The following is a 17287-nucleotide window of genomic DNA, read 5'->3' as shown; positions in this document are numbered from 1 at the left end:
GCTGCCTGTCCGTGTTGTTATGCTCTCTTCTTTCCTCATTCCTGCGCTTGTCACAGGAATGAGGAGAGTTGAGACCTAGCCCCCTAAAGCGCCCCGATCGATTTCAGCTTCTTCAGCACGGCTTCGCTCGGTTCACCGGTCTCTGGCAGGCGGTAGTGTTTTTCGAAATGTCGGATGGCGTTGCGGGTCTGCTCGCCGGCCACACCGTCCACCTTCACATCGGCATAGGCGATATTGATCAGTCCCTGCTGGATCTTTGCAATCAGATCGCGGCTCACCGGCTTTGAAGCGGCAGCAGCGCTGTTCAAGGAGACCGGTTCGGCCTTGGGACGCGGTGCTTCAGCCTTGCGGATTGCGGCCGCGACCGGGTCGATCTCGACGCCGCCGCCGATGTTGGCGTCGGAAGGCCGATCCTTCGGGATTGCGGCGACGGTTGCGCCGTCGATCCTGAGCGCCGCCAGCACCCGTGTCGTCGGTTCGCCGGTCTGTTCCATGCCAAGCGTTTCTTCGAAGAACATGATGGCGGCAGCCGTGCGCGGTCCCATCTTGCCGTCCGCCTCGCCTTCGTAAAGCCCGCGTTTTTTAAGTTCGGCCTGAATATCGGCAACGATCTGCTGCGGCTTCTGGTTTTCCACCGCAACCGATGTCGCAGGCGTCGCCGTTGCGGCCGCCGGTTGCTGTGCCGTTTCGGTTTCGCTCGGGCGTTCTATGCGGAAGGTCGTGACATGACCCTGCGTGCCGAGCGGCTCTGCCGCGCGATAGCCGGCAATGCCGTTCGGGTTTGCCGCATCGCGGGTACGCAGGAAAGGAGACGGGTGAACGCCCGGCTGGTACCAGAGCGCGTTGGCGGCGACAAAACCGAAGACGACCACGAAGGCGCCTGAGCCGCCCACCAGTTTCGGACGGCGCAGGAGTTCGCGCCCGATGGCCGAAACCACCAAGGAAACAATCCCGGCGCCAATCTGGGCCGTTGTTTTCTTAGGCGATTTTCGCTTTCGCGGGGCCATCGTCACCATCCTTCTTCATAATCGCGGCCATTTCGCCGAGCCGTTTGATGCGCGGCGGAAACTCCACCATGCATTCGGTTTCAGCATTTTCGCCACCAGCCATGCCGGAACCGTCGGCAGGCAACATGATCGTTACGACCGTCCCCGCGCCGGGCTGGCTGGTGATGGCGAAAGTGCCGCCATGCAGTGCTACCAGACCCTTGACCAGGGACAATCCCAGACCCGTGCCCTCATAGCGACGGGTATATTCATTCTGGACCTGCATGAAGGGCTGGCCCAGGAGTTCAATCTTGTCGGATGCGATGCCGATGCCGGTATCGCTGACCGTCAGTTTCAGCATCCTGCCTTCACGCGCCGCATCGATCGACACCACACCGCCGGCATCGGTGAACTTGATGGCGTTACCGGCCAGATTGATGAGAACCTGGCGGATGGCGCGCTGGTCGGCTGAGATTTCGCCGATACCGCGCTGGATGCGACTGGTCAATGTCAGACCTTTTTCCTTCGCCTGCAAGCCGAGCATGGCCTCGCAGGACGAGATGGTTTCGCCGATCGGGAAGCTTTCCATTATCAGCTCGTAACGACCCGCTTCCAGCTTGCTCATATCCAGCATGGTGTTGACCACCGACAGGAGATGCGCGCCGGACTGGCGGATCAAGCCGACATATTCCCGCTGGCGGTCGTTTTCCAGCCGGCCGAAATATTCGCCCGCCAGAATGTCGGAAAAGCCGAGGACGGCGTTGAGCGGGGTGCGCAGCTCATGGCTGACGGCAGCGAGGAACCGCGACTTGGCGTCGTTGGCCGATTCCGCCTCCGCCGCCTTGCGGGCGACATCACGGCGCAGAAGCTCCATCTCGGTGACGTCGGAGAGCTGGGCGGCGACGCGGCGCAGCCGGCCGGCCGCATTGCGGATCGCCGTCATTTCCATACGCGCGTGAATGAACTGCGCCTGGCGCGATTTCGCGCCGGTTTCGAACCGCAGTTCCACGCTGGACTTTTCCTCGCCCTGCCGCAGAAGGTCGAAAGCCTGCATCAGCTCGATGCGATCAGAAACATAGACATATTCGGCAAAGACATGGCCTTTGCAGGCCTGAAGATCGGCTGGAAACGTTTCAAGGTCGCGGCCGGAGACGCGCTCGACGAGGCCGTTTTCATTGATGGTGAGTACGAGGCCGGGCACCTGCGATGCCGCAATGAGGTCATCGTCGCCGGCTTGAGCGGACAGGGACGCTGCGCCACGGGCAGGACGCGAAAAGGCGATCAACAGGGCGGCTGCGGCCAGATAGAGCGCCAGCACCAGAGCGGCGCCGATGGGCAGCGCGATGGCGGGGCTGAAGACGAGGCTGAACAGGGCGGGAACGACCAGAAAGCCGACGGCGCTGAAGGCAAACAGGCGGCGCAGGCGCGCAACGGTGCCGGCGCGCCTTTCGGCGTCCTCCTCCATACGCGCAAGCCATCTGCCTGCGGCATGGTCGACCAATGCGACCGCTTTTTCTCTCATATTACGCAATACCAAACCTGAATCCCTGAGACGGATCTAACGGCTCCGACAATAGAAGGCCGCGGCTTAAGGAATGGATAAAAAGAACGGCGCCAAACACCCGCGAAATGCGCCGCAGTCCCATTACGGAGCATTTCAACCAAGCTTTGCCAATCATGGTTAATGACGGGTAAGCGACGGATTTCGCTTTATTTTTGCCATCGCGTTAACCTTTGTGGCAGCACGGGCGACCACTTTTGCCCGGAACAGACGGCATCTGTCGCAATTATGCTTAACATGGACTGTTAAAATGCGACGGAATTGCTGGAGCCGGTCCCGATGCGAGGAGAATAGATACAATTTGAATTAAATTGCGCGGCTTTTTGCAATTGGCTGTTCGCCGGTCGCCTGTAGCTTCTCTCCAAGCCCGAAAAACGGGACAAAGGCCGATGACCCGAAACGGGCGGGGCTTCAAAACAAAGATCATCTGGCAGGGTAGTCTGACAATGTGGTTTCTGATCAAAGGAACATTCTGGTTTTCGCTGGTGCTGGTCGCGCTGTCCTATTTCGGCAGCAGCAACGATCCGACCAGGGAACCTTCGGCATTCGATATTCCCAGCGCCGTTTCGGCAGCCGGTGAGGCCTATCGTTATGTCAGCGCCATCTGCATCGAAAAACCCGACGTCTGCGTAAAGGGCGCCGAAACCTTCCACGCGCTCGGTGAACGGGCAAAGGAAGGCGCCAAGGTCGCCTATGAATTGCTCGACGCGCAGCTTGCTTCCGGTGATAAAACGGCACCCGCAGCCGAACTCGCCAGCGAGAGCGAAAAACTGGCCGCAGCACCGGCGATCAGCGTCGAATTCCCTGGGAATGCCGACATGCTGAAGACCGGCACCATCATTCCCCTGCCGCAGAAGCGCCCCACCCCCTGATATTTTGCGCCGCCGCTTAACCCGGCGCCGCCCCTTCTCTGCAGCCGGATATGTCCGCCTGCGTGACTGCCTGCCAAACTTGCCCACGGAAACCTGTTTTCCGTGGGCTTTTTCATGGTCCGCATGGTTCAAAACCGTCCGCACTTGCCCTATATCGTAGCGAAGCATGACAATAACGGACGATACGGCGCGCAACATGGCCTCTCTCGATACGATCCTTGACGATTTCGCCTTCCTCGACGACTGGGAGGATCGCTATCGTTACGTCATCGAACTCGGCAAGGCGCTTCCCGACCTTGCGGAAGACAAGCGCACGCCTGAGAACAAGGTGCAGGGCTGCGCAAGCCAGGTCTGGCTCGTCAGCCACAGCGATGGTGCGGAAGATCCTCTCATGACCTTCGAGGGCGATTCCGATGCGCATATCGTGCGCGGCCTCGTCGCCATCGTTCTTGCCGTCTATTCCGGTAAAAAAGCTTCCGAAATCGCCGGTCTCGACGCCATTGAGGTGTTCGACAAGATTGGGCTGGTGGAACATTTGTCCTCGCAGCGCGCCAATGGCCTGCGTTCCATGGTCAAGCGTATCCGCGAGGAAGCGAGACTTCTGACCGCCTGAGCCTTCACTCTTTGGCCATCGTTGGCGCCATCGGCGGGCGATAATCTTCGTCGCCCCAATGGTGGCTTGCCCTTCTGCTGCGTTGCGCTTGCGGCGCATAATGGCGGGCAAGCGAAAGCAAGGCGGCCCGCAGCAGCAGTTTTGCCGAACGCGCCGGCCATTGCCGCTCGCGCTCCACGGCCTCCAGCCCCTTTTCGAAACAGCAGATATCGATGGCGACACCTGAAAGTTCAGGCCCCATAGCATCGGCCGCGCGGGAAAACCGCGCCCGGGCGGAAATCGCCGCATCGGTAAGATCGTGCCTGCCACCCGCCTCCCCCTTCGTGCGGCTTGCAATTTTCGGTTCCCACGTTGCCGTCACCTTCGGGTTCAATTGTGCGCGGTGAAAATCGGCGGCGAGGCGTTCGCCCGCCTGCAAGGCGTCACTCGGAAAAAATGCGGTGCCATCCTTTTCCTTCAGCCGTGAAAGGCCTGTCAGTGGCGAGCTATTGAGGTTGCGCCGGGCCGGCTGCCTGTCCTTGCCGACATCCAGAACCACCGTCTGCAAATCCCAGTGCTGTTCCTGAAAAATCTCGTCGCGATCCCTGGCTATAGCGCGCTTCAAATAGGAGGCGAGCGGCGGCGCGGCGGAGAGCGTGTTTTCGCGTCTCTCGATCAGCCCCGAAGAGAGGGCGAGCTGCACCGTGGCGGCCGGAAACCGCAACGCCGGACGCCCTGTCCTGCCTTTCCCGGCCTCCGGTCGCCGCAGTACCATATTGCCGCGATCCTCCGATATCTCAGCCGTGCCCGCAGCAATGCAGCGCAGGAGCCGCAACAGGACAGGATCGGGAGGCATGGCTGGAGCGCTTTTTGTCTCACTCATCCCGAACACCCTTCATCACGTTGAAAATGCTGCCGGAAAGTCGCTCCAGTGTCGCGACGAACTCGTCAAAGGCGGGTTCGTCGCGACGATCCTCAACCACCTGGCAGGCATGGCCGACTGTCGTTCTGTCCCTGCCGAAACAGGGTCCGATATCTGACATCGGAATACCGAGCTGCACATGGCACACATACATGGCGATCTGGCGGATATGGCATTCGGTGCGCCGCCTGTCCCGGCGCGCAGCCACACGATCGCCGGTCAATTGCACCATTTCCCCGGCCAGTTGACGGACCAGCCGGCAAATCCGTGAAATCTCATCCCGCCCGGCAGCAGGCGGAAAACGGCGGAAATTGCTATCGGCAACCTGCAGGCAGGGCCGCGAGGGGGCAGGCAAAGACGATATGTCCGGCGGCATATGCAACTCCTTTACGAATAGGAATTAATTCATACACCTGAGGATGGGCGCGGGAAAGCGCAAATTTGGCGGCGAAAAACATGCGATTGATTTCGCTTTGTTTTTGAATAAAGGTGACGCCCGGACAAGGATTTTTTTCCTCTGTCGAAATTGCGCGCGGCAATAAAAAAGCTGGTCGAAGGACCAGCTGGACATAACACTAGGTGCAAGATGTGTATGGAGCGGGCATGCGCGCCCTGCCGCCATATTCTGCTAGGGGAAAAGGTCACGGCGGCGAGTTAAGGGGCAAGGCCAGCAATATGCTGCCAAGGTCCCCTTTATCCGGCGCTTCGGGCCATCTTTCCCCGGATGGGGAGAAAATACAGCCGCGACACAATCCGTCTTAGAAAATCAACGGTTCGCCTTGCGGCGCTGACCGAGACCCATTTCCTTGGCGAGCCGCGAACGGGCTTCGGCATAGGCGGGAGCAACCATCGGATAATCGACCGGCAGATCCCATTTTTCGCGATATTCTTCCGGCGTCATGCTGTGATGCGTCGTCAGGTGGCGTTTGAGCGACTTGAACGAGCCACCACATTCCAAACAGACGATATGATCGTCCTGAACCGACTTGCGAACGGACACAGCAGGCTTCTGCTTTTCAACATTGACCGCCACCGATGCCGGTGCCGATGTTCCGCTGAGTGCCGTATGAACATCCGAAATAAGGCCGGGAAGCTCAGTTACCGGAACGACGTGGTTGCTAACATAGGCAGCCACAATATCCGCCGTCAGTTCGACCAGCAGATCCTGGGCGTTACCGTATGCAGTTTCCGTCATTTAAGTATCTCCTGTTATTTATCTCCAGACACGGATGAACGCCGCATCGAGCGATGTGAAGTTACCCGGTGCCCCTCCTTCGCCCTGTTGAAACCAACGAGAAATCTACCCCTAGATTTCAAGCGAAACCGGAAACGAATTGATCCGAGATTCAACTTGTAGCCCGCGACATGGCCAACAAAGGTCTGATCAACCATAGATTAGACATTAATAAAATGCCTATGCCGACCATGAAGAGGCTAGATGCAAATCGCAATAAGCAATTTTACACTTAATTTGGATAGCATCAAAACAGCAAAAGTCAAATTCCTATTATGATTTTTTCAGTTCAAAACAGTCTAATTGGAATACAAAAAATCACGGGTAATAAAATACTATGCCAAGTAGTAATGGAAAACGAAGACCCCCCATTATTAGGGGGTAATTCAACTTCAAATTTTCTTTAGGTCATCAACTACCGATTTATCAGCAAGTGGATAACCTGCCTTGTGTGCAGCCATTGCAAGAAGATGTGCGGAGACCGGTGCTGTCAGAACAAAGAAAAAGAAACCGGCAAGTGCCCGTGCCAGCGTCGATATTTCCGTGGAATGAATGCCGACAGCCAGCAGCAACAGGCCTGAGCCCACCGTTCCCGCCTTGGAAGCCGCATGCATCCGGGTGTAGACATCCGGCAGGCGATTAAGCCCGATTGCCGCAATCAGCGAGAAGGAAGCACCTGAGACCGTCAGTGCCGCAACCAGAATAGCCACGATCCAGCCCATCATCGCCCGCCCCTTCTTTTTCCACGCCTGGATATTTGTTTTTCAGGCTTTTCAACGACTTCCGATGCCCGCTCGCCGTCCAGCACAGCCTTTGTCCTGCGCCTGTCATCTGCACCGCGCGACAGGACGAAGCGGGCAAAAGCCACCGTTGCGAGAAAACCCACCAGTCCGAGCGCAATGGCGATATCGACATAAAGATCGACGCCGGTGCGGATGGCGATAACCGCAATGAAGCCGATGGCGATACCGACCAGCATGTCGAGCGCGACGATTCGGTCCGGCAAGGTCGGACCGACGACGACGCGATATACTGTCAGCAAAAAGGCAGCGGACAGTACAACCGTGGCAAGTACAGTTGCAAATGAAACCATGAGTTCCGGCGTCATCCCTGAAACGCCTCCATGATCTTTTTTTCGAAGCCGTTTCTGATGTCATTCTTGGCGGCTTCGATATTGCTGCAATCGATCGCGTGGACGTAGAGCGTTGTTTTATCCTCGGAAACATCGACCGAAAGTGTGCCGGGGGTCAGCGTGATGAGATTGGCAAGCAGCGTGATCTCGAAATCCGTCGTCAGCCTGAGCGGATAGGCGAAGATTCCGGGCTGCACATCGAGCTTCGGCCGCGTCACCATCACCGCCACTTTCCAGGCCGACAGCGCCAGCTCCTTGAAGAACAGCAGCAGCAGCGACAGCACGCGGAGGGGACGCAGCCGATGACGGCGGCCCTTGGGGATCTGGTGACGAATAAGGCCGAGCGCCAGCGCCGAGACGATGAGGCCGAAGAGAATGTTCGCCGGCGTGACGCTGCCGCTTACGGAGAGCCATACGCCAACGAAGAGCAATAACAGGATGTATCGGCTCATGGTCTGCTCCCTTCGGGAAACACCGACTGGATATAGGCTTCGGGGTTGCCAAGCCCCGCCGCCGCCTGCTGGCTGAGATTGAGCAGGCTTTCCGGAAACAGACCGAAGAACACCACCAGCAATGTCAGCCCGACCAGCGGGACGAAAGAAGGGGCCGCCAGAGGCGACACAGGCAGCGACGGCGCCTGGCCGGTGGAGGCCACTGCCGGGCGCCAGAAACATAAGAGGAAGACCCGCCCGAAGGCGATGGTGGCGATGAAGCCGGACAGGAGAAGGGCGGCGGCAAGCCACCAGGCGCCGATATCGATCGCCGATTTGACGAGAACCACTTTCGGCCAGAAGCCGGAAAACGGCGGCAGGCCGGAACCGGCGAAAAACAAGGCGAGCGCGAGGCCCGAAAACCACGGCGCCTGCCGATAAAGGCCACCGAGCGAAGTCAGGGTAAAACTGCCGCCAAGGCGGGCAGCGTGGCCGGCGGCGAGATAAAGCGCCGTCATCAGCACCATGGAGTGCAGCGCGTAAAAGATCGCGCCAGCAACGCCGGAGGGCGTGCCGATGGCGATGCCCGCCATCATGTAACCGATGCCTGATATGACGATGTAACCGAGCATGCGGCGGATATCGTTCTGTGCCAGCGCACCCATGGCGCCGAGCACCATTGTCAGCGCCGCAGAGATGGCGATGACGATACTCAGCTCCTCCCGCTCGACAGGAAACAGCATGACCATGACGCGCAGCAGCGCGTAGATGCCGACCTTGGTGAGCAGGCCGCCGAACAGGGCGGAAACGACGATGCGCGGCGTGTGATAGGAGGCGGGCAGCCAGAAATTCACCGGAAAGGCCGCCGCCTTCATGGCGAAGGCGAGAGCAAACAGGCTGGCAAGCGTCATCAGCGGAGCCGTGCCGCGCAGCTGCGTCGCCTTCAGCGCGATATCGGCCATATTGAGCGTGCCGAAGATGGCATAGAGATAACCGACCGTGATCAGGAACAGCGTCGTGCCGATGAGGTTGAGGATGGCGTATTTCAGCGCGCCATCGATCTGCTCGCGTGTGGAGCCCAGCACGATGAGGCCGAAGGACGAGATCAGCAGCACCTCGAACCAGACATAGAGGTTGAAGAGGTCGCCGGTCAGGAACGCACCGGTGACACCCGCCATCAACAGCATCAGGAATGGATAAAAACCGTATCGCCTGCCGCTGGCGTCGATATCGGCGCTGGCATGGATCGCACCGGCCAGCGCTACGATGGCGGCGGCGAGCGACAGCAGCGTGCCGGTCAGATCAGCCGTAAAGGCAATGCCGAAGGGTGGCAGCCAGCGGCCCATGACCATGGTGAACGGCCCTTGGGTCACCACCTTCCACAGAAGCGCGGCATCGAGCAGTACCAGCAGAACAAGTGCCGTGATTGCGATGGGCGCATGCAGGCGCATGGTGTGGCGCAGCATCATCAGCACCGCACCTGCGCCGATTGAGAGCGCGACGGGAAGGATGATCAGCCAGTCGGATAGCGGCACGGGTGCCGTGACCAGCGCTGCGGAAAGATCTGATATTGCGGAAGTGGTGGATGAAGCCATGTGTCTGTGCCCCGCCCCGCTCAATAACCGAGCGGCGGCAAAGGCTCGCCTGCAGGTTCTGCGGTGCGCATTTCGTCGGTGTCGTCGGTCTGCAATTCCTGGAACGCGCGCCAGGTCAGCACCAGCAGGAAACAGAAGAAGGAAAAGGAAATGACGATTGCCGTGAGGATAAGCGCCTGCGGCAGCGGATTGGCGGCACCGGCCGGCAGCGTGTCCATGCCGGGCGGAATGATCGGCGGCACTTCGCGCGTCAGCCTTCCCGCCGTAAACAGCAGGAGGTTGACTGCGTTGCCGAGAATGGCGATGCCGAGCAGCATGCGGATGCTGTGACGCGAGAGCATGAGATAGATCGCCACCGAAAAGAAGATGCCGACGAGAATGGAGAAAACCGCTTCCATCAGTCGCTATCCCTTTCTTCCAGAGCCAGCGCAATGGAGGTGATGGCACCGACCACCACGAGATAAACCCCGATATCGAAGGACATGACGGTGGAGAGCGGCACTTCCACACCGAGCAGGCTCGGATAGACCCACAGCCCGGTCATGAAGGGCACGCCCGCTGCAATCGAGACGAGACCAGACAACATCGCCAACAGCAGCCCTGCGCCGGCAATGGACAGCGGATGGTACACGATGGCGCGCCTGACTGCGGCCACACCATAAGCGATGCCGTAGATCGCCAGCGCCGAGACCGCAATCAACCCGCCGATGAAACCGCCGCCCGGCTCGTTATGGCCGCGCAGCAATACGAAGATGGAAAACAGCACCATGAGGCTGGTGACTACAGGGGCGACGGTGCGCAGGATAAGCGTGTTCAAGCCCGCGCTCCCTTCTTCTTCGCTATTTTTGCTGGTCCCTTGATGGCAGCAGCCGGGCGGATGCGGATGAGCGCGAGAATGGCCAGGCCTGTTATCATCACCACCGCAATCTCGCCCAGCGTATCCGTGCCGCGGAAATCGACGATGATGACGTTCACCACATTCGCCCCGTGGGCGATGACCTTGGAATAGGTGTTGTAGAAATCGGTGAGGCGATTATCGAACGACGCTTCCGTCGCCCGCATCAGGAACAGGGCAAAGCCGGTTCCGCAGGCAATGGCGATGGTGCTGTCCAGAAGCTTCTGGCCAGGGCCGCGGTGGTCTGACGGCGACAGGCGAAGCCGTGTCATCACCAGCGTCAGAATGACCACGGACAGGGTTTCGACCATGAATTGCGTAAACGACAGATCGGGCGCGCCGAACAGCAGGAAGATGACCGCCACCGCAAACCCCTGAATGCCGAGCGCGATGATGGCCGTAAGCCGGCTGGACGCCGTAAGTACCGCGACAAGGCCCGCAACCGCGATGCCAATGAAGGTCAGTTCATGGATTTTCATGTCGTGCGGCCACGCCGGCATGGACGGCAGTTCACCATAGAGAAACAGCGGCGCAAGCAGCACGACGGCAATGACGGCAAAAGTGGCGGTGACGTAAAATTCCAGCCTGCCGGGCTGGATAAGCCTGACCACATGGAACGAGATTTTGACCAGCGTTTCGATGAAAACATCGAAGCCCCTGTCCGGCCCTGCACCTAGCGCCTTGAAGGTGCGCACCATCAGGCCGCGAACGGCGGAAAGCTGCATATACAGGACGATGCCGAGCGCGATCGTCAGCAGCGACAGGCCGAGCGGCACGCCGATATGGGGAATGAGCGAGATTTCCACCGGGCGCGCCTCACCCGCGATCGCGCTTGCCATCGGCGTCGAAATGTAGAAATGCGAAAGGCCAGCGAAGAGAGCGATGGTCAGCCCCTTTATCGCCAGCAGCGCCGGGCCGAGCCACAGCAGCAGTGGTCCCTCATGCGCGTGTTTCGGGGTTTTCACGGGCTTGCCGAGGAAAGGTTTCAGCGCCACGGCAAAAGCGACGGCAAACATCAGCGCATTGCCGAGAATGGCGATGCCGGTGAACAGCACGGCACGCGGATTGCCATGCGCCAGCGCATAATAAATCTCTTCCTTGGCGAGAAAGCCGAAAAAGGGCGGCAGGCCGGCCATGGAGATGGCCGCAGCAAGTGCTGCCGCAAAGGTGATCGGCATGGCTTTTTGCAAGCCGCCGAGCTTCGTCACATCGCGGGTTCCGGTCTCGTGGTCGATGATACCGGCGACCATGAACAGTGCGCCCTTGAACAGCGAATGCGCCACCAGATAAAGCACAGCCGCCTCGATCGCGTGGTCCGAACCGAAGCCCGTCAGCATCACCAGCAGACCGAGCGAGGACATGGTGGTATAGGCCAGCATCAGCTTCAGGTCGGTCTGGCGCACGGCCAGCAGCGCGCCGGTCAGCATGGTCAACCCGCCGAAGAACGGCAGCAGGATCTGCCAGGCAGCGGTATCGCCGAGAACGGGGTTGAGGCGCATCAGAAGATAGACGCCTGCCTTCACCATGGTCGCCGAATGCAGATAGGCCGAAACCGGCGTTGGTGCCTCCATCGCGTTGGGCAGCCAGAAATGAAACGGAAACTGCGCCGATTTGGTGAAGGCGCCGCCGAGCACCAGCAGCAGCGCAGCCAGATAGAACGGGCTGTCGCGCAATATATCGCCGCCACGCACCAGCATGGACAATTGCGTCATGCCGCTCATGTCCCAGATGAAGATCAACCCGGCGAGCAGCAGCAGACCGCCGCCACCCGTTACCACCAGCGCCTGCAAGGCGGCACGGCGTGCGGCCGGGCGCGCATGGTCGAAGCCGATCAGCAGGAACGAGGTTATCGAGGTCAGTTCCCAATAAACGAACAGCATCAACAGGCTGTCGGACACCACGACGCCCAGCATCGCGCCCATGAACAGAAGCAGGAAAGACAGGAAGCGGCCCTGCTGCGGATGCCCCTTCATGTAACCGCCGGCATAGAGCACGATCAGCAGACCGATACCGGTGATCAGAAGTGCAAAGGTCAGCGACAGGCCGTCGATGAACCACGAAAAGCTGAGGTTGAAACTTGGAACCCAGACGTAACCGCCCGTGACCACACCGCCAGCCGCCACCTGCGGCAGCATCAGTGCGAAATGGACAAAAGCCAGCGCGGGCGCGATCGCCAATATCCACGCGGCATTGTGACCTAATCTTTTCACCAGCATCGGTGCGGCAAGCGCTGCCAGAAACGGCAAAAACAGCGACAGGAATGTCAGCTGCGTGACATCGGGTGTCATTCACATCTCCCAGGGCTTCCCCTACCCCTGTACGCCCATCAATGGCGTTCTTTTCAAATCGTATTTTTCAGTTAAGGCATAGACACCGGCATCTCAACCCAAATCGACTCTCACACCTGCCCATAACGTACTCGTTATGACAGCTGCCCTCTTTCAATCGGCAGCGGCGATGCCTATTTCTGGCAGGAACAGAAAGGATCATTCCATGAGCGATCTGACATCCCCGAAAGTGAACAAGAGCGATGCCGACTGGCGCGAGCAGCTGACGCCGGAGCAATATCGCATCCTGCGTGAACACGGCACCGAGCGCCCATTTACCGGTCCCTACTGGGACACGTTCCAGAAAGGCCTCTATCGCTGCGCCGCCTGCGACGAACCGCTGTTCCTCTCCGATACCAAATTCGATGCAGGTTGCGGCTGGCCGAGCTATTTCGAACCGGTGAAACCGGGTGCGGTGACGGAACATCGCGATGCGACGCTTGGCATGGTGCGCACCGAAATCCGCTGCGCCAATTGCGGCGGCCACCTCGGCCACGTCTTCCCGGACGGCCCACCGCCCACCGGCCTGCGTTATTGCATCAACGGCCATTCGATGGTGTTCGAACCGATCTGATGAGAGACAGGTAACGGCCGGCTGCCTGCCGGCCGTTTTTGCGAAGAAAATGACCGTCTCGACAGCCGGACCGGAGAATGAGATTATCGCGATCTCACTCCTTCCGGATCACCATCATGGCGCTCGAAACCATCCTCATATTCATTCCCGCCTGCTTTGCCCTGAACATGGCGTTTGGGCCCAACAATCTCCTGTCGATGACGGTTGGTGCGCGATACGGCATGGCAACGGCAGTGATGGCCGCGAGCGGCCGGCTGGTTGCGTTTGCGGGCATGATCGCGATCGCCGCTTTGGGCCTCGGCGCACTTTTGATGGCTTCCGAAATGATGTTTTCGCTGATCAAATGGATCGGCGTTCTCTACCTGCTGTGGATCGGCTTCAAGCTCATCCGCTCAAGGGCGGATGTCACCGCTCCCGATATCTCCTCGGACAACGGGAATATTCTCAAGACCTATCTGCGGCAGGAGTTTTTTGTCGCCTCCGGCAATCCGAAGGCCATCCTGATCTTCACGGCCTTTTTCCCGCAATTCATCCAGCAGGACGCCTATTGGCAGAGCTTCGCCACGCTCGGCGCAATTTTCCTGCTGCTCGAGGTGGTGGCGATCACCGTTTATGCCTTTGTCGGTTCGCGACTGTCCGGTCTTATGCGCAATGCGCGCGCCCTGAAGCGCGTCAACCGAATCAGCGGCTCGATGATGATGGCTTTCGGTGTCATGCTGGCCTTCGCCCGGCGCCCCGCCTGAGAGAAATCCCGGCCCGCATCCTAGTTCAGTTTAAGCTCCATGCAGGTCAGGTCCAGCCAGCGGCCAAACTTGGTGCCCACTTCCGAAAACCGGCCGGCAACGGTGAAACCGAGGCTTTCGTGCAGGCGGATGGAGGCGGCGTTTTCCGATTCGATCGCGGCGATCAGCACATGCACATCGTTGCCGGAGGCGTGGTCGATGAGCGCCTGCATCAGCCGCTTGCCGATGCCGTGGCCGCGCGCGTCCTTGTGGACATAAACCGAATGTTCGCGGGTGTGGCGATAACCGTCGAAGGCGCGCCAGTCGCCATAGGAAGCATAGCCGGCGACCTTGCCGTCAAGAATGGCGACGATCACAGGAAAGCCACGTGACTTGCGGGCGGAAAACCATTCCTTGCGGTTTTCCAGATCGACCAGCACTTCGTTCCAGATCGCCGTCGTGTTCAGGGCCGCGTCGTTGTAAATCTCCATGATGCCGGAAAGATCGTCCACGGTGGCATCGCGCAGTTCCAAACTCATTATCGTTCGCCCTCTTTCCTGTCTGCATCGCGCCCCTGACGTTCCGGGACACGACCTTCAGGCGAGCATTAGGCGATGACGCGGATGGCTGTCCAGTGCTCTCTAGCTCAGGAAGACATGGGAACGAGGCTGAAGGAAGTGACCACGGCAAAATAGTGGACAACGGCGGCGGCAACGACGAAACCGTGCCAGATGGCGTTCTGGAATCGCAGCTTTTCCCAGACATGGAAGACCACGCCGAGCGAATAGATGACACCGCCAGCGACAATCAGCCAGAGCGTGACGGGGGCCAGATGCGTCGAGAGCGGCTGCACCACCATGATGCCGCTCCAACCCATGGCGAGATAAAGGCCGATGGCGACCCGGTCGTAACGGCCGGGAAACACGCATTTGAGCAATATGCCGCAGATGGCTGCAAGCCAGATCAGCCCCAGCATGGTGGCAATCAGCGGCTCGTGGATACCGCGCATCAGGAACGGCGTGTAGGTGGCGGCGATCAGGATGAAGATCGCCGAGTGATCCAGCCGGCGCAGGAACCATTTTACGTTGGAATGCGGCCAGATATTATAGGTGAAGGACACGGAAAGGCAGGCGACGAGGCCAAGACCGTAAATCCAGGCCGCCGCAATGGCGCTGAGGCTGCCCCAGACGGTCGCGTAAAAAATCAACGCCGTGGCGCCGACCAGCGCGAACACAATGCCGACGCCGTGCACGATGCCGTCGGCGACGATCTCATGAAAATCATACTGGCGCCCAAACCGCCACACGTTACTCATAGTCCATATCCATTTGCCTGCTTCGGCTGAAGCATGACGGCAATATTAGACAGGAACAAGACAGCAGCGGGTTAACGGCGATCAAATTGCGTTCCGGGCTGTTGCGAAAGGAGAGGTTGAGTGGCGGCCTCGCCCTTCCCCTTATTACTGTGCTTGTCACAGGAATAAAGAGGGAAGATAAGGAGCGCCCTCACAAGGCCGCAGCGCATTCCTGGCAGAACGGCGTATAGGGCACGGCTTTCAGGCGGTCTTCCGAAATTTTCTTGCCGCATTTGACGCAGGTGCCGTAGGTGCCGTTCGCGATGCGGTCGAGTGCGGCGTCGATGCCACGCAGCTCGTCCTGACCCACCTGCCCAATTTCATCCAGCACCTCGTCATTGCTGCGTTCAGCGGCGCGGTCGTCATCATCGGGGTTGCGCGGTTCTTCGAAATCCGCCTCGATTTTGTGCAGGCGGCTGTAAAGCTCGCGCTGGCGGTCGCGCAGGATTTTCTCGTAACTTTCGACATTCATGGTCTTCTCCTCCAGCCGGTGCGGGCGAAAATCGCCCGCAACCCCAAGATTTCAACTCACTTTACCTGTCGATCAGCACCGAGCACTTGGCATGGCGCACCACGCGGTCTGCCGTGGCGCCGATGAAATAATTGGTAAAATCAGGCATATGCGATGCGATGATGATGAGATCGGCCTTGTGCTCTTCGGCGGCGGCAATGATTTCACGCGCGGGCGCGCCGCTTCTGATTTCGTGCTTGCCCTTGAAGCCGGCCTTCGCCTGAATATCCGCAAGTTTCGTCTTGGCATCCTTGATGGCATTTTCGATGAGGTCTACCGGCAGGTCGATCGCCATATAGCCGGGCAGTTCCTCAACCACATTGATGAGGACGATCTCGCCATCGGCATCCAGCAGCGCCCTGGCCTTGGCGAGAATCTTCTCTCCCTTGTCGATGGCACTGAGGTCTACCGGTACGATGATTTTCTTGTACATGGCTATCTCCTTTGGCGTAATCTGCCGTTCACGTGTCGGGCTCATATTTCCCTGCCGGTGCACCCTTCGCCTTGATTGAAGTCAAAGCCGCGTCGGGGCAGCAACAGGGGCATTGTCAACGAATAGTGGACGGTCAATCGCCAGATGGCGATCTTTGCTGAACGACAAAACCCGCCCATATTCACCACAAATGAACGCCGCAAAGCGGCGCCGGCTGATGCAGACGCGCAAATCCGCGTCGTCAGCACGCCGGATTCAATATGGAGATTATGATGAGTGAAATCAAACAATTCGCCCTGACGCGGCCGGCTTATGTCGGTCAGGCTCATCTTGTCGTTCACGATCTGCCGCGCATTTCGGAATTCTACCAGAAAATCATCGGTCTTTCCGTCATCGAGAAAAGCCCGAGCGGCGAGGTTCTTGGTGTCAACGGCCAGCCGCTGCTGACGCTTTCCACCTCCGGCACGGTTGAACGCGCGCCGCGCAATGCCGCAGGCCTGTTCCACACCGCCTTCCTGATGCCGCGCCGCGAGGATCTGGCCCATTGGCTAGCCCATGCCGCGCACAACAATATCCAGCTTCAGGGCGCATCCGACCATCTGGTGAGTGAGGCGATCTATCTCGCCGACCCCGAAGGCAACGGCATCGAGGTCTATCGCGACCGGTCGCCCTCGGAATGGACCTACCAGCAGGACGGCACGGTGGAGATGGCCACGCTCCGCCTCGACCTACAGGCGCTGTATGACAGTGCGCCGAAAACGGCGTTCGAGGGCGCCGCCGATGGAACGGCCATCGGCCACATGCATCTGCAGGTCGGCAATATTCCGCAGGCGGATGAGTTTTATCAGGATGTGCTGGGGTTGAAGATCATGGCGCGTTATCCGGGTGCCAGCTTCTTCGGCTCCGGCGCTTATCATCACCATGTGGCCGCCAATATCTGGAACAGCCGCGGCGCCACGGCCCGCAAGGACAATATGACCGGCCTTTCGGGCTACTCGCTGAAGTTCAACGACAGTGCGGCGCTCGATACGGCAATGGCCGCTCTCGACCGGCTGGAAATAGCTACGGAACGGCAGAGCGACGGTATTGTTCTCAAAGATCCGTGGGGCATCGGCCTGAAGCTTTCCGCGTAAACACGACGGGGCG

General features: G+C 59.2%; 21 protein-coding genes. 5 read left to right on the top strand and 16 right to left on the bottom strand.

What is annotated here, in order from left to right; translation table 11 throughout:
- Positions 1-83 precede the first annotated feature (83 nt).
- A complete protein-coding gene (locus CRP02_RS15615) occupies positions 84-1007 on the bottom strand; it encodes a peptidoglycan-binding protein (protein WP_179784035.1) in 924 nt (307 codons plus the stop codon).
- Positions 979-2508, bottom strand: a complete 1530-nt coding sequence (locus tag CRP02_RS15610) for a sensor histidine kinase (RefSeq protein WP_097171660.1) — start codon at positions 2506-2508, stop codon at positions 979-981. The genes CRP02_RS15615 and CRP02_RS15610 overlap by 29 nt, the downstream gene beginning before the upstream one ends.
- Positions 2509-2993: 485 nt before the next feature.
- On the opposite strand from CRP02_RS15610, the gene CRP02_RS15605 reads away from it, so the two are divergent.
- On the top strand, positions 2994-3419 hold the full coding sequence (locus tag CRP02_RS15605) for a DUF5330 domain-containing protein (protein ID WP_097172794.1): 426 nt from the start codon (positions 2994-2996) through the stop codon (positions 3417-3419).
- Between the two features lie 196 nt (positions 3420-3615).
- Positions 3616-4032: a SufE family protein gene (locus CRP02_RS15600; RefSeq protein WP_025592801.1), complete on the top strand. Its 417-nt coding sequence runs from the start codon at positions 3616-3618 to the stop codon at positions 4030-4032.
- Positions 4033-4036: 4 nt separating this feature from the next.
- Here CRP02_RS15600 and CRP02_RS15595 read toward each other — a convergent pair whose 3' ends face one another.
- The 10 genes from CRP02_RS15595 to CRP02_RS15550 all read right to left on the bottom strand — a co-directional run bounded on the left by CRP02_RS15595 (position 4037) and on the right by CRP02_RS15550 (position 12508).
- The gene (locus tag CRP02_RS15595; protein ID WP_097171659.1) at positions 4037-4894 is read right to left on the bottom strand and encodes a DUF6456 domain-containing protein; all 858 of its coding nucleotides are present in this window, start codon (positions 4892-4894) and stop codon (positions 4037-4039) included.
- Positions 4887-5309, bottom strand: coding sequence for a helix-turn-helix domain-containing protein (locus tag CRP02_RS15590; protein WP_097171658.1), 423 nt, complete (start codon positions 5307-5309; stop codon positions 4887-4889). Before CRP02_RS15590 ends, CRP02_RS15595 begins: the two co-directional genes overlap by 8 nt.
- A gap of 390 nt (positions 5310-5699) precedes the next feature.
- Complete coding sequence (gene ros / locus CRP02_RS15585; RefSeq protein WP_003512037.1) at positions 5700-6128, bottom strand: MucR family transcriptional regulator Ros; 429 nt, start codon at positions 6126-6128, stop codon at positions 5700-5702.
- A 431-nt stretch (positions 6129-6559) separates the two neighbouring features.
- Complete coding sequence (mnhG, locus tag CRP02_RS15580; RefSeq protein WP_097171657.1) at positions 6560-6892, bottom strand: monovalent cation/H(+) antiporter subunit G; 333 nt, start codon at positions 6890-6892, stop codon at positions 6560-6562.
- A complete protein-coding gene (locus tag CRP02_RS15575; protein ID WP_097171656.1) occupies positions 6889-7275 on the bottom strand; it encodes a cation:proton antiporter in 387 nt (128 codons plus the stop codon). The genes mnhG and CRP02_RS15575 overlap by 4 nt, the downstream gene beginning before the upstream one ends.
- On the bottom strand, positions 7272-7751 hold the full coding sequence (locus CRP02_RS15570; RefSeq protein WP_097171655.1) for a Na+/H+ antiporter subunit E: 480 nt from the start codon (positions 7749-7751) through the stop codon (positions 7272-7274). Before CRP02_RS15570 ends, CRP02_RS15575 begins: the two co-directional genes overlap by 4 nt.
- A complete protein-coding gene (locus tag CRP02_RS15565) occupies positions 7748-9325 on the bottom strand; it encodes a Na+/H+ antiporter subunit D (RefSeq protein ID WP_097171654.1) in 1578 nt (525 codons plus the stop codon). The genes CRP02_RS15570 and CRP02_RS15565 overlap by 4 nt, the downstream gene beginning before the upstream one ends.
- 20 nt (positions 9326-9345) lie before the next feature.
- Positions 9346-9723 carry a Na+/H+ antiporter subunit C gene (locus CRP02_RS15560; RefSeq protein WP_003509263.1) on the bottom strand — a complete coding sequence of 126 codons (378 nt, stop codon included), beginning with the start codon at positions 9721-9723 and terminating at the stop codon, positions 9346-9348.
- Positions 9723-10142, bottom strand: a complete 420-nt coding sequence (locus CRP02_RS15555; protein ID WP_003512013.1) for a Na(+)/H(+) antiporter subunit B — start codon at positions 10140-10142, stop codon at positions 9723-9725. Before CRP02_RS15555 ends, CRP02_RS15560 begins: the two co-directional genes overlap by 1 nt.
- Entirely contained in the window at positions 10139-12508 is a 2370-nt protein-coding gene (locus CRP02_RS15550; protein ID WP_097171653.1) for a putative monovalent cation/H+ antiporter subunit A, read from the bottom strand. The genes CRP02_RS15555 and CRP02_RS15550 overlap by 4 nt, the downstream gene beginning before the upstream one ends.
- Positions 12509-12713: 205 nt before the next feature.
- Between CRP02_RS15550 and msrB the strand changes: the two genes are divergently transcribed.
- Both msrB and CRP02_RS15540 read left to right on the top strand, forming a co-directional pair.
- On the top strand, positions 12714-13121 hold the full coding sequence (gene msrB / locus CRP02_RS15545) for a peptide-methionine (R)-S-oxide reductase MsrB (protein WP_003512009.1): 408 nt from the start codon (positions 12714-12716) through the stop codon (positions 13119-13121).
- Between the two features lie 116 nt (positions 13122-13237).
- Positions 13238-13864, top strand: a complete 627-nt coding sequence (locus CRP02_RS15540; protein WP_065688115.1) for a LysE family translocator — start codon at positions 13238-13240, stop codon at positions 13862-13864.
- A gap of 20 nt (positions 13865-13884) precedes the next feature.
- Here CRP02_RS15540 and CRP02_RS15535 read toward each other — a convergent pair whose 3' ends face one another.
- From CRP02_RS15535 to CRP02_RS15520, 4 genes are all read right to left on the bottom strand, one after another.
- Positions 13885-14382, bottom strand: a complete 498-nt coding sequence (locus tag CRP02_RS15535; RefSeq protein WP_097171652.1) for a GNAT family N-acetyltransferase — start codon at positions 14380-14382, stop codon at positions 13885-13887.
- Between the two features lie 107 nt (positions 14383-14489).
- Positions 14490-15158: a PAQR family membrane homeostasis protein TrhA gene (trhA, locus tag CRP02_RS15530; RefSeq protein WP_013635699.1), complete on the bottom strand. Its 669-nt coding sequence runs from the start codon at positions 15156-15158 to the stop codon at positions 14490-14492.
- Between the two features lie 190 nt (positions 15159-15348).
- The gene (locus CRP02_RS15525; RefSeq protein ID WP_097171651.1) at positions 15349-15669 is read right to left on the bottom strand and encodes a TraR/DksA family transcriptional regulator; all 321 of its coding nucleotides are present in this window, start codon (positions 15667-15669) and stop codon (positions 15349-15351) included.
- A 61-nt stretch (positions 15670-15730) separates the two neighbouring features.
- Positions 15731-16141, bottom strand: coding sequence for a universal stress protein (locus CRP02_RS15520; protein ID WP_003512003.1), 411 nt, complete (start codon positions 16139-16141; stop codon positions 15731-15733).
- A 272-nt stretch (positions 16142-16413) separates the two neighbouring features.
- Here CRP02_RS15520 and CRP02_RS15515 point away from each other — a divergent pair, with 272 nt between their 5' ends.
- Positions 16414-17274, top strand: coding sequence for a VOC family protein (locus tag CRP02_RS15515; RefSeq protein WP_065702645.1), 861 nt, complete (start codon positions 16414-16416; stop codon positions 17272-17274).
- Positions 17275-17287 lie beyond the last annotated feature (13 nt).

It is taken from the genome of Rhizobium sp. AN5, assembly GCF_900215255.1.
Lineage (GTDB): Bacteria > Pseudomonadota > Alphaproteobacteria > Rhizobiales > Rhizobiaceae > Agrobacterium > Agrobacterium tumefaciens.
This window is presented reverse-complemented; position numbering and strand designations above follow the sequence as displayed.

What these genes read in the sequence shown, in the direction of transcription:
- CRP02_RS15560 (WP_003509263.1), bottom strand. Translation starts at nt 9,723, where the DNA reads ATGGAAGCGGTTTTCTCCATTCTCGTCGGCATCTTCTTTTCGGTGGCG.
- CRP02_RS15540 (WP_065688115.1), top strand. Translation starts at nt 13,238, where the DNA reads ATGGCGCTCGAAACCATCCTCATATTCATTCCCGCCTGCTTTGCCCTG.
- trhA (WP_013635699.1), bottom strand. Translation starts at nt 15,158, where the DNA reads ATGAGTAACGTGTGGCGGTTTGGGCGCCAGTATGATTTTCATGAGATC.
- CRP02_RS15605 (WP_097172794.1), top strand. Translation starts at nt 2,994, where the DNA reads ATGTGGTTTCTGATCAAAGGAACATTCTGGTTTTCGCTGGTGCTGGTC.
- CRP02_RS15610 (WP_097171660.1), bottom strand. Translation starts at nt 2,508, where the DNA reads ATGAGAGAAAAAGCGGTCGCATTGGTCGACCATGCCGCAGGCAGATGG.
- CRP02_RS15525 (WP_097171651.1), bottom strand. Translation starts at nt 15,669, where the DNA reads ATGAATGTCGAAAGTTACGAGAAAATCCTGCGCGACCGCCAGCGCGAG.
- mnhG (WP_097171657.1), bottom strand. Translation starts at nt 6,892, where the DNA reads ATGATGGGCTGGATCGTGGCTATTCTGGTTGCGGCACTGACGGTCTCA.
- CRP02_RS15575 (WP_097171656.1), bottom strand. Translation starts at nt 7,275, where the DNA reads ATGACGCCGGAACTCATGGTTTCATTTGCAACTGTACTTGCCACGGTT.
- CRP02_RS15550 (WP_097171653.1), bottom strand. Translation starts at nt 12,508, where the DNA reads ATGACACCCGATGTCACGCAGCTGACATTCCTGTCGCTGTTTTTGCCG.
- CRP02_RS15570 (WP_097171655.1), bottom strand. Translation starts at nt 7,751, where the DNA reads ATGAGCCGATACATCCTGTTATTGCTCTTCGTTGGCGTATGGCTCTCC.
- CRP02_RS15565 (WP_097171654.1), bottom strand. Translation starts at nt 9,325, where the DNA reads ATGGCTTCATCCACCACTTCCGCAATATCAGATCTTTCCGCAGCGCTG.
- CRP02_RS15615 (WP_179784035.1), bottom strand. Translation starts at nt 1,007, where the DNA reads ATGGCCCCGCGAAAGCGAAAATCGCCTAAGAAAACAACGGCCCAGATT.
- CRP02_RS15590 (WP_097171658.1), bottom strand. Translation starts at nt 5,309, where the DNA reads ATGCCGCCGGACATATCGTCTTTGCCTGCCCCCTCGCGGCCCTGCCTG.
- CRP02_RS15595 (WP_097171659.1), bottom strand. Translation starts at nt 4,894, where the DNA reads ATGAGTGAGACAAAAAGCGCTCCAGCCATGCCTCCCGATCCTGTCCTG.
- CRP02_RS15600 (WP_025592801.1), top strand. Translation starts at nt 3,616, where the DNA reads ATGGCCTCTCTCGATACGATCCTTGACGATTTCGCCTTCCTCGACGAC.
- CRP02_RS15515 (WP_065702645.1), top strand. Translation starts at nt 16,414, where the DNA reads ATGAGTGAAATCAAACAATTCGCCCTGACGCGGCCGGCTTATGTCGGT.
- CRP02_RS15535 (WP_097171652.1), bottom strand. Translation starts at nt 14,382, where the DNA reads ATGAGTTTGGAACTGCGCGATGCCACCGTGGACGATCTTTCCGGCATC.
- msrB (WP_003512009.1), top strand. Translation starts at nt 12,714, where the DNA reads ATGAGCGATCTGACATCCCCGAAAGTGAACAAGAGCGATGCCGACTGG.
- ros (WP_003512037.1), bottom strand. Translation starts at nt 6,128, where the DNA reads ATGACGGAAACTGCATACGGTAACGCCCAGGATCTGCTGGTCGAACTG.
- CRP02_RS15520 (WP_003512003.1), bottom strand. Translation starts at nt 16,141, where the DNA reads ATGTACAAGAAAATCATCGTACCGGTAGACCTCAGTGCCATCGACAAG.